The organism is Trabulsiella guamensis ATCC 49490, assembly GCF_000734965.1.
In the GTDB taxonomy this organism is placed as follows: Bacteria; Pseudomonadota; Gammaproteobacteria; order Enterobacterales; family Enterobacteriaceae; genus Trabulsiella; species Trabulsiella guamensis.
The window spans coordinates 1-12,300 of record NZ_JMTB01000079.1 but is presented as its reverse complement, the minus strand read 5'-3'; the positions used below and the strand labels follow the sequence as shown (position 1 = coordinate 12,300).

At 52.8% G+C, this 12,300-nt stretch carries 12 protein-coding genes and 1 other annotated feature; of the genes, 5 read left to right on the top strand and 7 right to left on the bottom strand.

Annotation, left to right across the window (positions count from 1 at the left end; genetic code table 11):
- Positions 1 to 57 precede the first annotated feature (57 nt).
- Genes GTGU_RS12070 through yfiR form a run of 3 tightly spaced genes read right to left on the bottom strand, consistent with a single transcriptional unit; the run spans position 58 to position 2,382 of the window.
- Entirely contained in the window at positions 58 to 540 is a 483-nt protein-coding gene (locus tag GTGU_RS12070) for an OmpA family protein (RefSeq protein ID WP_038157302.1), read from the bottom strand.
- Positions 541 to 557: 17 nt separating this feature from the next.
- On the bottom strand, positions 558 to 1,778 hold the full coding sequence (dgcN, locus tag GTGU_RS12065; RefSeq protein WP_038157301.1) for a diguanylate cyclase DgcN/YfiN: 1,221 nt from the start codon (positions 1,776 to 1,778) through the stop codon (positions 558 to 560).
- Entirely contained in the window at positions 1,771 to 2,382 is a 612-nt protein-coding gene (yfiR, locus tag GTGU_RS12060; protein WP_038157298.1) for a regulatory sequestration protein YfiR, read from the bottom strand. The genes dgcN and yfiR overlap by 8 nt, the downstream gene beginning before the upstream one ends.
- A 292-nt stretch (positions 2,383 to 2,674) precedes the next feature.
- Here yfiR and aroF point away from each other — a divergent pair, with 292 nt between their 5' ends.
- Together aroF and tyrA are read left to right on the top strand one after the other, a co-directional pair.
- Positions 2,675 to 3,745: a 3-deoxy-7-phosphoheptulonate synthase AroF gene (gene aroF, locus GTGU_RS12055; protein ID WP_038157296.1), complete on the top strand. Its 1,071-nt coding sequence runs from the start codon at positions 2,675 to 2,677 to the stop codon at positions 3,743 to 3,745.
- Positions 3,746 to 3,755: 10 nt separating this feature from the next.
- Complete coding sequence (tyrA, locus tag GTGU_RS12050; RefSeq protein WP_038157294.1) at positions 3,756 to 4,877, top strand: bifunctional chorismate mutase/prephenate dehydrogenase; 1,122 nt, start codon at positions 3,756 to 3,758, stop codon at positions 4,875 to 4,877.
- 55 nt (positions 4,878 to 4,932) lie between these two features.
- Here tyrA and pheA read toward each other — a convergent pair whose 3' ends face one another.
- The 4 genes from pheA to bamD form a co-directional block, all read right to left on the bottom strand.
- A complete protein-coding gene (gene pheA, locus GTGU_RS12045; RefSeq protein WP_038157292.1) occupies positions 4,933 to 6,093 on the bottom strand; it encodes a bifunctional chorismate mutase/prephenate dehydratase in 1,161 nt (386 codons plus the stop codon).
- A gap of 22 nt (positions 6,094 to 6,115) precedes the next feature.
- Positions 6,116 to 6,242, bottom strand: a sequence feature (Phe leader region).
- On the bottom strand, positions 6,170 to 6,241 hold the full coding sequence (gene pheL, locus GTGU_RS26360; RefSeq protein ID WP_211252867.1) for a pheA operon leader peptide PheL: 72 nt from the start codon (positions 6,239 to 6,241) through the stop codon (positions 6,170 to 6,172). (Overlaps the previous feature by 72 nt.)
- Positions 6,243 to 6,348: 106 nt before the next feature.
- Positions 6,349 to 6,681: a ribosome-associated translation inhibitor RaiA gene (raiA, locus tag GTGU_RS12040; protein ID WP_038157291.1), complete on the bottom strand. Its 333-nt coding sequence runs from the start codon at positions 6,679 to 6,681 to the stop codon at positions 6,349 to 6,351.
- A gap of 270 nt (positions 6,682 to 6,951) precedes the next feature.
- Positions 6,952 to 7,689, bottom strand: a complete 738-nt coding sequence (bamD, locus tag GTGU_RS12035) for an outer membrane protein assembly factor BamD (protein ID WP_038157288.1) — start codon at positions 7,687 to 7,689, stop codon at positions 6,952 to 6,954.
- A 132-nt stretch (positions 7,690 to 7,821) separates the two neighbouring features.
- Between bamD and rluD the strand changes: the two genes are divergently transcribed.
- The 3 genes from rluD to clpB all read left to right on the top strand — a co-directional run bounded on the left by rluD (position 7,822) and on the right by clpB (position 12,232).
- The gene (gene rluD / locus GTGU_RS12030; RefSeq protein WP_038157285.1) at positions 7,822 to 8,802 is read left to right on the top strand and encodes a 23S rRNA pseudouridine(1911/1915/1917) synthase RluD; all 981 of its coding nucleotides are present in this window, start codon (positions 7,822 to 7,824) and stop codon (positions 8,800 to 8,802) included.
- Entirely contained in the window at positions 8,799 to 9,530 is a 732-nt protein-coding gene (gene yfiH / locus GTGU_RS12025; protein WP_038157282.1) for a purine nucleoside phosphorylase YfiH, read from the top strand. Before rluD ends, yfiH begins: the two co-directional genes overlap by 4 nt.
- Positions 9,531 to 9,658: 128 nt before the next feature.
- Positions 9,659 to 12,232 carry an ATP-dependent chaperone ClpB gene (gene clpB, locus GTGU_RS12020; RefSeq protein WP_038157278.1) on the top strand — a complete coding sequence of 858 codons (2,574 nt, stop codon included), beginning with the start codon at positions 9,659 to 9,661 and terminating at the stop codon, positions 12,230 to 12,232.
- Positions 12,233 to 12,300 lie beyond the last annotated feature (68 nt).

The window sequence follows — 12,300 nt, the reverse complement described above, 5'->3', positions numbered from 1 at the left end:
CAGGCGACATCCTGTTTAAAAAGGGCTGGCCGCAAGGCTGGCCCTTTTTTTGTCTCTTTATGGCTCGCTGATGACAATGGCGACGCGGCGGTTTTCGGCGCGGCCCTGTGCAGTTTTGTTGCTGCTGACCGGGAACTGTTTACCGAGCCCGCGAGTCGTCAGATTGCTACGCGGAATGCGAGCACCTTCTGCCCACGCATCGGCCACGATGTTGGCGCGTTTGAGGGAGAGTGCTTCGTTATAACTGTCTTCGCCGTAATTATCGGTGTGACCATCCATGCGCGCATGGGTAATGCCGGTGGCGGCAAGACGTGACGCCATGCCTTCGATTTGCTGTTTGCTGCTGTCGTTCAGCGTGTAGTCGTTTTTACCGAACAGAATTTTATCTGAAAGCCCGAGTGACCAGTCGCCGTTAAGCTCGTTAAAGCCATATGATTTCATGGCGGCGACCTGTTCAGGCGAAAACTTTCCTTGCGGCGTCTGACAGCCTGTCAGGAACAGTGTTGCCAGCAAAGCCGGTGCGAGGTATCGACCGAGCATATTTCTTTCCTTATATTTTATGATGACGTCTTAGCACGTTGATTCTTCATTAAATACATATTTCTGTCCGCCAGCTCCTGCAGACTTTCAACCGAAGTATGCTCCCACGTCAGCGCATAACCGACGCTCAGTGAGAACGGCGTGTAAAGCCCGTTGTGGAGATCGAACGGACGAACAAAATGCTGTGACAGCGCCGTGCAAATGCGCTGCACTTCATTTTCACTGTGAACGCCATACAGGATCATGGCGAACTCGTCGCCGCCAAGCCGGTAAGCGATATGACGTTTGCCGCCGAAGTCGCTCAGCCGTTTTGCTACTTCCATCAGAACGCAATCGCCGGCGGCGTGTCCCCAGGTATCATTAATAAATTTGAAGTTATCGCCGTCGAGAAACAGCAGTGCAGAGCTGGTTTTGGCGTGGCTGTCATTCATCAACGCGGCGATAGAACTGTGAAATGAGGCACGGTTCGCCAGTCCGGTGAGCGGGTCATGCAGTGCGGTGCGCAGCAACTGGGCATTTTTGGCCTGTAGTTTCAACTGCCATTCCTCCATTTCATCAAGCAGGCTGTTGAAGTCCTGGGCAAAATGGTGGAATTCTTCGATCGGTTCTTCAGGCACGCGGCGGGAAAAATTACGGTTAGTGCGTACGTCATGAACGACATCGGTAATATTTTGCAACGCTGTTACTACATCAGAATGCAGGTGCCGGGTGACCAGCAGTGCCACTATCGCGGCCAGCAGAATACAGGCGGTGAGTACCACCAGTGACATCCAGATAAAATGGCTAATTAGACTGGCGCGGGCCGTTAAATGAATGACGCCGACCATCTGCTCGTTATGCCAGACCGGTTGCGATACCGGCACGGGAAACAGCCAGCGGCTGACCAGACTGTTCAGAGTGTCCTGTTTTTCACCAGGAATGTATGACCAGTATGCGAAACGCTGGAGGTTGCGATCCATCACTTCGGCTACGGCGAATTGCCCCTGTTTGCCGAGGGTGTTGAGCATCTCTGTGGCGGCAGTGCTGTCACCAAACACCAGCGATGCCTCGAGGCTGTGGCTCATGGTGGCGCCGGTCAGTTCGAGGTTTTTTTGCGCATATTGTTTCAGTGTCAGGACGGACGCGATGCTTAAGAGCAGCCAGACCAGCATCATCGTAATCACGACGCTAATCACGCTGATTCGCCGTAAGGTACGTTTAAACGTCGGGCGCTGAAGAGGGATAATATCCTTATTCATGCTCTTTAGTCCGTGCAAGCATTAATACCTCAGGATTCACTCTGACGCCGCTGCGGGTAAGTACGTCAAGGTTTACGGAAAATTTCACCGTCGCTGAATGAAATATCAGGCAAAAGGCGCTGCCCGCGGCGCATTCGGGATTTTGCTCGGCAATGGAGAGTACTGGCCGGGGCTGAAGTTTTCCCGTCAGGGCTATTTGCTGTGAAGGAGATTCATTACCGAAATAAAGCGCGTTACAGCCGGCAGCGAGCGCTTCATGATCGTTTTTTACGACGACAGGTTGGTAGGGCAGCGGCGCTGAGGCTCCATTACTTAAGGCCTGCATAAAACGGGAAGAAGAAAAAATACACAGGCGAGGCGCTCCGGTAAGATCTGGCCAGCGTGTATAACTGACAATACCAGAGACGATAGCGCGTACTGAGCGATCAGTGGCAGGTGTGGTTGCTGCGAAGAGTGGTTTACCTGCAAAAATAAGCGCCAGTACCCACAAGAGCTGGCAAGAAATTTTCCAACGCGGGTTGCTCACCAAAAACCGCCGTACAGCCTGTAATAAAACATGAATAAATGTGTTTTTAAGGATATCACTATTAACTGAGGCAGTCATTACGCCCTGTAATTGATTATCTGTTCTTAAGTTGAATCTCAATAAGAATATCGAAGCAGGTAGCGTTAGTACTGGTCAATCCCACTACGCGCTGTCTGGTATTGCTACTTAGGCATGAATTGAATGTGTAAATATATGATTACAGTTAACGTGGCGAAAAAGTGGCTTAAAATTAGCTGATGTAAATTAATGTTTACGATATGTGGCTTGTATTCTTTACTGTTTATGATATCGTGATGTCTCCTCAGGTGAGGAAACTACTATCGCAAACGAGCTATACAGGATCGCCATCATGCAAAAAGACGCGCTGAACAACGTACATATCTCCGACGAACAAATACTGATCACCCCAGAGCAATTAAAAGTCGAATTTCCGCTGAGTGCGGAACAGGAAGCTCAGGTTGAGCACTCTCGCCAGACCATTTCTGACATCATTGCTGGTCGCGATCCTCGCCTGCTGGTGGTGTGTGGACCCTGCTCGATTCACGATCCGGAAACCGCGATTGAATATGCTCGTCGATTTAAAGCACTTGCCGCAGAGGTCAGCGATAGCCTCTATCTGGTGATGCGCGTCTATTTTGAAAAACCCCGTACCACTGTCGGCTGGAAGGGGCTGATTAACGATCCGCACATGGATGGCTCGTTTGATGTTGAATCCGGTCTGAAAATTGCGCGTCGTTTGCTGCTCGAACTGGTGAATATGGGGCTGCCGCTGGCAACCGAAGCGCTGGATCCGAACAGCCCGCAATACCTGGGTGATCTTTTTAGCTGGTCGGCGATTGGCGCACGCACAACTGAATCGCAGACTCATCGTGAAATGGCCTCTGGTCTTTCCATGCCGGTCGGCTTTAAAAATGGCACGGATGGTAGCCTCGCCACGGCGATTAATGCCATGCGTGCCGCCGCAATGCCGCACCGTTTTGTCGGCATTAACCAGGCCGGGCAGGTTTGCCTGTTGCAGACGCAGGGTAACCCGGACGGACATGTGATTTTACGTGGCGGCAAAGCGCCGAACTACAGCCCGTCAGATGTCGCGCAGTGTGAAAAAGAGATGGAACAAGCAGGACTCAAACCCGCGCTGATGGTAGATTGCAGCCATGGTAACTCGAATAAAGATTATCGTCGCCAGCCCGCCGTGGCGGAGTCAGTTGTGGCGCAGATCAAAGACGGAAACCGTTCTATCATTGGCCTGATGATTGAAAGTAATATTCATGAGGGCAATCAGTCGTCCGAACAACCGCGCAGTGAGATGAAATACGGCGTGTCGGTCACCGATGCCTGCATTAGCTGGGAAACAACGGACGCGTTGCTGCGTGAAATTGATAAAGATCTGCGTGGCCAGTTGAAGGTACGTCTGGGGTAAGAGGAACGTTATGGTTGCTGAACTGACCGCGCTGCGCGATCAAATTGATGAAGTCGATAAGGCGCTGCTGGGGCTGCTGGCGCGCCGTCTTGAACTGGTCGCGGAAGTCGGCGAGGTAAAAAATAAATACGGCCTGCCGATTTATGTGCCGGAACGCGAAGCCTCAATGCTGGCGTCGCGCCGCGCAGAGGCGGAATCGCTCGGCGTTCCCCCGGATCTTATCGAGGATGTCCTGCGTCGGGTGATGCGAGAATCTTACTCCAGTGAGAATGACAAAGGTTTTAAAACGCTGCGCCCGGATTTGCGTCCGGTGGTGATAGTAGGCGGTGGCGGGCAGATGGGGCGTCTGTTTGAGAAGATGCTGACGCTGTCCGGCTATCAGGTGCGCATCCTCGAAAAAGAGGACTGGGCGCGGGCGGAAGAGATCGTTTCTGACGCCGGAATGGTGATCGTCAGCGTGCCCATCCACGTCACAGAGCAAATCATCGCAAAACTGCCGACGTTGCCTGCAGACTGTATTCTTGTCGATCTTGCATCGGTGAAAGCGGGGCCGCTACAGGCGATGCTCACCGCTCATAACGGACCTGTTCTGGGGCTGCATCCGATGTTTGGGCCAGACAGCGGGAGCCTGGCGAAGCAGGTGGTGGTTTACTGCGATGGTCGTCAGCCGGAGGCATATCAGTGGTTCTTGGAGCAGATTCAGGTATGGGGGGCGAGACTGCACCGTATCAGCGCTATCGAGCACGACCAGAATATGGCCTTTATTCAGGCGCTGCGCCACTTCGCCACCTTCGCTTATGGCCTGCATCTGGCGGAAGAGAACGTTCAGCTTGAACAGTTGCTGGCGCTTTCGTCGCCAATCTATCGTCTTGAACTGGCGATGGTCGGGCGCTTGTTTGCCCAGGATCCGCAGCTTTACGCCGATATCATAATGTCGTCGCAGAGCAACCTGCGGTTAATCAAGCGCTACTATCAACGTTTTGGCGAAGCCATTGGTTTACTGGAACAGGGTGACAAACAGGCATTTATCGACAGCTTCCGCAAGGTAGAGCACTGGTTTGGCGATTACGCGATACGCTTTCAGAACGAAAGCCGGGGGTTGTTACGTCAGGCGAACGACAGCCGCCAGTAGCTTTCCGGAAAACAGAAAAGCCAGTGGGAAACCCGCTGGCTTTTTTTATCCCGCTTTACTCAGGCGAGACAGGCACCACGTTTTCGCTGGGGTAGCAGCCAAGCACTTTCATCGAACGGGTAATATTACCCAACTCTTTCAGCGCTTTTTGCATCGCTTCTGACTCGATATTGGCCTGGATATCGAGGTAGAACATCTCTTCCCACGGATTGCCGAAAATCGGGCGCGATTCCAGTTTGGTCATGATCAGATTGTGGTTACGCAGCACCAGCAGCGCTTCTACCAGCGCGCCCGCCTGTTGACCGGTGGCGATAAGCAAAGTGGATTTCGCCGGTACCTGGCTGGAAACGTCGATCGCTTTTCGTGCCAGCACCACAAAGCGAGTGATGTTCTGCGTCTGATTGGCCAGGTTACGCTCTAATACCTGCAGGCCATACAGCGCGCCACCGGCTTCGCTGCCGAGTGCGGCCACGTTCGGCGAATTCGCCTGCGCCACTTTTTCCATGGCGGCGGACGAACTCTCGGTATATTCGATTTTCCAGTGTGGATAGCGGTTCAGGAACTGACTGCACTGCTGGAACGGTTGTGGATGGCTGTAAACCGTCTCAATGCTGTTAAGATCGGTCGAGCCAGACACCAGTACACAGTGATCAATAGGGATTGTCATTTCACCCACGATGGACAGACTGGTGTGCTGTAACAGGTCGTAGACGTCGTTAATTGCCCCCGAACTGGTGTTTTCAATCGGCACGACTGCGTAATCGGCCTGTCCGGTTTCGACCTGATTAAAGATGTCGGCGAATTTTGAGCAGCCGCTTTCGATAAATTGTTCGAAATGACGGGCTGCATACTGGCGTGCAGCAAGGTGAGAATAAGAGCCTTTTGGTCCCAGAAAAGCGATACGCGCCGAATGTGGATTAATCTTGTTGAGGTGTTGCTGGAGCAGGGCTTGCTGAGTCAGAACAGAGTCTTCGATGATGAGCTGGAAAAGACGCGTGATGTAATGGGCATCCAGATGATGGTCTTTCCCCAGCGCGATCAGCCGCTCCAGCAAATCGCGCTCGCGATCGATATCACGTACAGGACGATGAGACGCGAGTTTCGCTTTACCGACCTCTACGGCCAGCCCACGGCGTTCGGCCAGCAAAGCCAGTAACTTTTCATCCAGCGCGCTGATTTTATCGCGCAAAGCCAGTAACGGGTTTTCCGATGTCATAAAGTCGCCTTAGTCGTTAGCAATAAAAAAGGCCTCCCGGTTTGGGAGGCCTTATTGTTCGTCTTCGCATTCTTTCTTATACGACGAAACGCCTCCCGGTCAGGGGGAAGGTAAAAAAGAATGCGAAGAAGAACGGTGTACGCTGCATGGAGGATTCCTTATGTCTGCTCAGGTAACAGTACCCGGACTGTTTTCATGCTGTCAACAAAAAACGCGCCCGAAGGCGCGTTGGCGATACACTCAATTGTGAAGGTTTTACTCTTGTTCAACGAAGTTAACGTCTTTCACCGATGCATTGGCGCGACGCGCTTCTCCTTTGTGTTGCACTTTATTGAGCTGCCGTTCCAGCTTGTTGATCAAATCGTTAATAGCGGTATACATATCTTCGTGCTTAGCGCTGGCAACCAGGTGCCCGTTTGGTGTGTTAATCGTCGCATCAGCAATAAAGCCCTGAGGCTCTTTCGAAAGAATGATATGCGGGTTAATCAGATGAGTTTGCCACTTATCCAGTTTGGCGAGACGGTCGGCGACATGTTGGCGGATTGCCGGGGTGATTTCCATTTGTTTGCTGGTAATGTTCATTGTCATAAATTTACCTCTTGTCTTTCCCGTCTAAGTGATTTCAGCATACCGTTCCTGATGTCAAAATGTGTGATACAGATCACGTTATTTTGTCACTTTTTGTCAACGAAATCTTTTTGTGAGGCAGGACAGGAACAAGTGATTTTCTCCTTGAAGAGGTGAAGAAAGAAAGCCATAGTTGATGAGTTGCGTTGGCGAGATTTTCTTTAAGAACCCGCAAAAACGAATAAAAAAACGGCAGCCCATGGGCTGCCGTTTTACGTATCAGAAACGGGATCAGGTATTGCTGCTGTTGGCGGCAATAATTTTCGCGACCTTATCCGCCTGTGCGTTCATCTGCAGCTCGCGATAGGCGTTTTCCATCTTCGGCAGCGCATCACGCGTCGCCTGGGCATCTGGATAATTACGCAGCATGCCTTCTACACGGTTAACGACAGCCACCCATGCGCCACGGTCAGTGTAGTAATCCACAACAGACAGCTCATATTTCGCCAGACGATCTTTCAGGAACACCATCCGTTTGTAGGCATCTGAAGCGTACTGGCTGTTAGGGTAGCCACGAACCAGTTTGGAAAAGTCACTGAAAGCGTCACGAGCGTGCTGGGGATCGCGGTCAGAGCGATCAACGCCAAAGAAGCCCTGCAATGCGCTGTCATCCAGGGCCATATTGGTCAGGCCACGCATGTAGATGACATAATCGATATTCGGATGCGTTGGATTCAGGCGCATAAAGCGGTCGATCGCCGCCTGAGCCAGCGGTAAATCGGCATTTTTATAATACGCGTAGATCAGATCCAACTGCACCTGCTGAGAGTAAGGACCAAACGGATAACGGTTATCCAACGCTTCCAGTTGCGTTATTGCCTGTTTCCAGTTACCGTCCTGCAGCTTTTGCTGAGCGGTAGCATAGATCTCATTCGGCGGGTTATCGGGCACCTCTTCCTTTGAACCAGAGCAACCCACCAAAGCCAGGCTCAAGGTGGCTGCTGCCACCAGATATTTCATGCGCGTCATGACGTTTTGACATTCCTCAAAATGTGTATACGGGAGATTCTCTGTTCCTGCTCCCGATTAAGACCAGCTACAATAGCACACTATATTAAACGGCGAAGCCGTAAAACCCAACGTTAAACGAAGAAGCTGTATATGGCACAACGAGTACAACTCACCGCAACGGTGTCCGAAAATCAACTCGGTCAACGCTTAGATCAAGCTTTGGCCGAATTGTTCCCGGATTATTCGCGTTCGCGCATAAAAGAATGGATCCTCGACCAGCGCGTGTTGGTCAACGGCAACGTCGTCGACAAGCCAAAAGAGAAAGTCCTGGGTGGCGAAAACATCGCTGTCGATGTTGAAATCGAAGAAGAAGTTCGCTTTGAGCCTCAGGATATCCCCCTCACTATCGTCTATGAAGATGATGATATCATCGTCATCAACAAGCCGCGTGATTTAGTCGTGCATCCTGGCGCGGGTAATCCGGACGGCACCGTTCTTAACGCCTTATTGCATTATTATCCGCCCATCGCAGATGTGCCGCGCGCCGGCATTGTCCATCGTCTCGATAAAGACACGACAGGCCTGATGGTGGTGGCGAAAACCATTCCGGCGCAGACGCGACTGGTCGAGTCGCTGCAACTGCGTGAGATCACCCGTGAGTACGAAGCGGTGGCGATTGGTCATATGACCTCGGGCGGCACGGTTGAAGAACCGATTAGCCGCCACCCCACCAAACGTACCCATATGTCGGTTCACCCGATGGGTAAACCCGCAGTGACGCACTATCGCATCATGGAACACTTCCGTGTGCACACGCGTTTGCGTTTGCGTCTGGAAACCGGGCGTACACACCAAATCCGCGTGCATATGGCACACATTACGCATCCGCTGGTGGGTGATCAGCTGTACGGTGGCCGCCCGCGTCCGCCGAAGCATTCCTCCGACGCGTTTATTTCCGCACTGCGTAAATTCGACCGTCAGGCGCTGCACGCGACTATGCTGCGTCTTTATCACCCGATCACCGGCATCGAAATGGAGTGGCATGCGCCAATTCCACAGGACATGGTGGATCTCATCGATGCGATGCGCGCTGATTTCGAAGCCCACAAAGATGAAGTTGACTGGTTATGACGACGATAATCGTTCCACAGTGGCCCGTTCCGCAAGGCGTTGCAGCCTGTAGCTCCACACGTGTCGGCGGCGTCAGCCTGCCGCCGTATGATTCACTGAATCTGGGTGCCCACTGTGGCGATGATCTTGCACATGTCGAAGAAAACCGAGCGCGGATGTTTGCGGCAGGTGGTCTGCCGTCGAAACCTGTCTGGCTTGAGCAGGTGCATGGTAAAGAAGTACTGACTTTAACCGGTGGATCTTACGACTCGAAACGGGCAGACGCCGCTTACAGTAATATCCCGGGGCAGGTGTGCGCAGTGATGACAGCAGACTGTTTGCCGGTTCTGTTTTGCAACCACGCGGGTACCGAAGTGGCGGCGGCGCATGCCGGATGGCGTGGTTTGTGCGAAGGCGTGCTGGAAGATACGGTCGCCTGTTTTACCGACCAGCCGGAGAACATTATGGCCTGGCTTGGCCCTGCCATCGGCCCGGACGCGTTTGAAGTTGGGCCTGAGGTGCGTGACGCGTTCATGGCAAAAGACGCTAATGCTGACAAGGCTTTCCGCCCGGCAGGTGAAAAATATTATGCCGATATTTACCAGCTGGCGCGTCAGCGTCTGGCGAATGTCGGGGTGGACCAGGTTTACGGCGGAGACCGTTGTACCTTCAGCCAAAAGGATGATTTTTTCTCTTATCGCCGCGACAAGATCACTGGTCGTATGGCAAGTTTCATTTGGCTGATATAACCTATAGAATCAAGACGATCCAGAATGCTGATTTATTTTTCGCATAGTTCAGGTCTTTAACCTTGAATAATTGAGGGATGACCTCATTTAATCTCCAGTAGCAAATTTGACCTGTTATGGGAGGAGTTATGCGTCTGGATCGTCTTACCAACAAATTCCAGCTTGCTCTCGCCGATGCCCAGTCCCTTGCACTGGGGCACGACAACCAGTTTATCGAACCTCTTCATTTAATGAGCGCCTTGCTGAATCAGGAAGGGGGATCGATTCGTCCATTATTAACCACTGCTGGCGTCAACGCCGGCCAGTTGCGCACCGCCATTGAACAGGCGCTGAGCCGTTTACCGCAGGTGGAAGGCACCGGCGGCGACGTACAGCCGTCGCAGGATCTGGTTCGCGTACTGAACCTGTGCGATAAGCTGGCGCAGAAACGTGGGGACAACTTTATTTCGTCAGAACTCTTCGTTCTGGCAGCGCTTGAATCGCGCGGTACGCTGACCGATCTGCTGAAAACTGCCGGAGCAACAACCGCCAATGTGAATCAGGCGATTGAACAAATGCGCGGAGGTGAAAGCGTGAACGATCAGGGAGCCGAAGACCAGCGTCAGGCATTGAAGAAATTTACCGTCGATCTGACCGAGCGTGCCGAGCAGGGCAAACTCGATCCGGTGATCGGCCGTGATGAAGAGATTCGCCGTACTATCCAGGTACTGCAGCGCCGTACCAAAAATAACCCGGTGCTGATCGGTGAGCCTGGTGTCGGTAAAACCGCTATCGTCGAAGGGCTGGCGCAGCGAATCGTCAATGGCGAAGTGCCGGAAGGGCTGAAAGGCCGTCGGGTGCTGGCGCTGGATATGGGCGCGCTGGTGGCCGGGGCGAAATATCGTGGTGAATTCGAAGAGCGTCTGAAAGGCGTGCTGAACGATCTCGCCAAACAGGAAGGCAACGTTATCCTGTTTATCGATGAGCTGCACACTATGGTGGGCGCCGGCAAAGCCGACGGTGCGATGGATGCCGGGAACATGCTGAAACCTGCGCTGGCGCGTGGTGAGCTGCATTGCGTCGGGGCAACCACGCTTGATGAATATCGCCAGTACATCGAAAAAGATGCGGCGCTGGAACGTCGTTTCCAGAAAGTGTTTGTCGCTGAGCCGACGGTAGAAGACACCATCGCGATCCTGCGTGGTCTGAAAGAGCGTTATGAACTGCACCACCACGTGCAGATCACAGACCCGGCGATTGTGGCCGCTGCAACGCTGTCGCATCGTTATATTTCTGACCGTCAGTTGCCGGATAAAGCCATTGACCTGATCGATGAAGCTGCGTCCAGTATTCGTATTCAGATCGACTCCAAACCGGAAGAGCTGGACAGGCTCGACAGACGTATCATCCAGCTGAAGCTGGAACAGCAGGCGCTGAAGAAAGAGTCTGACGAAGCCAGCCGTAAGCGCCTGGATATGCTTAACGAGGAACTGGACGACAAAGAACGTCAGTATTCTGAGCTGGAAGAAGAGTGGAAGGCGGAGAAAGCCTCGCTGTCCGGCACGCAGACCATCAAAGCCGAGCTGGAACAGGCGAAAATCGCCATTGAGCAGGCGCGCCGTGTGGGTGATCTGGCCCGAATGTCTGAGCTGCAGTACGGCAAAATTCCGGAGCTGGAAAAACAACTGGAAGCGGCCACGCAGTCAGAGGGCAAAACTATGCGCTTGCTGCGTAACAAAGTCACCGATGCGGAAATCGCCGAAGTGCTGGCGCGCTGGACCGGTATCCCAGTCTCCCGGATGATGGAAAGTGAGCGCGATAAACTGCTGCGTATGGAGCAGGATCTGCATCAGCGCGTTATTGGCCAGGATGAAGCGGTTGAAGCAGTATCGAACGCGATTCGCCGTAGCCGTGCCGGGTTGTCTGATCCGAATCGCCCGATTGGTTCGTTCCTGTTCCTCGGGCCGACCGGGGTCGGTAAAACGGAGCTGTGTAAGTCACTAGCTAACTTCATGTTCGACAGCGACGATGCGATGGTACGTATCGATATGTCCGAGTTTATGGAGAAACACGCCGTGTCTCGCTTGGTCGGGGCACCTCCGGGCTATGTCGGCTATGAAGAGGGCGGTTATCTCACTGAAGCGGTGCGCCGTCGTCCTTACTCCGTCATCTTGTTAGACGAAGTGGAAAAAGCACATCCGGATGTTTTCAACATTCTGCTGCAGGTGCTGGATGACGGGCGTTTGACGGACGGGCAGGGGAGAACGGTCGACTTCCGTAATACGGTTGTCATTATGACCTCTAACCTCGGTTCCGATTTGATTCAGGAACGCTTTGGCGAGCTGGATTACAGCCACATGAAAGAACTGGTGTTAGGGGTGGTCAGCCACAGCTTCCGTCCGGAATTCATCAACCGTATCGATGAAGTTGTTGTGTTCCATCCGCTGGGTGAAAAACACATCGCCTCTATCGCGCAGATCCAGTTGCAGCGTCTGTACAAACGTCTGGAAGAACGTGGCTATGAAGTCCGGATGTCTGATGAGGCACTGAAACTGCTAAGCGAAAACGGCTACGATCCGGTATATGGCGCACGTCCGTTGAAACGTGCTATCCAGCAGCAGATCGAAAACCCGCTGGCGCAGCAGATCCTTTCCGGGGAACTGGTGCCTGGTAAAACGGTACGTCTGGAAGTGAAAGACGACCATATCGTCGCTGTGCAATAAATCTAAAACGGGTCGCAAGGCCCGTTTTTGCTCTAAAACCAGGCGAATTACGGCTTCTGATTACAGAA

What these genes read in the sequence shown, in the direction of transcription:
- GTGU_RS12070 (WP_038157302.1), bottom strand. Translation starts at nt 540, where the DNA reads ATGCTCGGTCGATACCTCGCACCGGCTTTGCTGGCAACACTGTTCCTG.
- aroF (WP_038157296.1), top strand. Translation starts at nt 2,675, where the DNA reads ATGCAAAAAGACGCGCTGAACAACGTACATATCTCCGACGAACAAATA.
- dgcN (WP_038157301.1), bottom strand. Translation starts at nt 1,778, where the DNA reads ATGAATAAGGATATTATCCCTCTTCAGCGCCCGACGTTTAAACGTACC.
- raiA (WP_038157291.1), bottom strand. Translation starts at nt 6,681, where the DNA reads ATGACAATGAACATTACCAGCAAACAAATGGAAATCACCCCGGCAATC.
- tyrA (WP_038157294.1), top strand. Translation starts at nt 3,756, where the DNA reads ATGGTTGCTGAACTGACCGCGCTGCGCGATCAAATTGATGAAGTCGAT.
- pheA (WP_038157292.1), bottom strand. Translation starts at nt 6,093, where the DNA reads ATGACATCGGAAAACCCGTTACTGGCTTTGCGCGATAAAATCAGCGCG.
- yfiH (WP_038157282.1), top strand. Translation starts at nt 8,799, where the DNA reads ATGACGACGATAATCGTTCCACAGTGGCCCGTTCCGCAAGGCGTTGCA.
- yfiR (WP_038157298.1), bottom strand. Translation starts at nt 2,382, where the DNA reads ATGACTGCCTCAGTTAATAGTGATATCCTTAAAAACACATTTATTCAT.
- rluD (WP_038157285.1), top strand. Translation starts at nt 7,822, where the DNA reads ATGGCACAACGAGTACAACTCACCGCAACGGTGTCCGAAAATCAACTC.
- clpB (WP_038157278.1), top strand. Translation starts at nt 9,659, where the DNA reads ATGCGTCTGGATCGTCTTACCAACAAATTCCAGCTTGCTCTCGCCGAT.
- bamD (WP_038157288.1), bottom strand. Translation starts at nt 7,689, where the DNA reads ATGACGCGCATGAAATATCTGGTGGCAGCAGCCACCTTGAGCCTGGCT.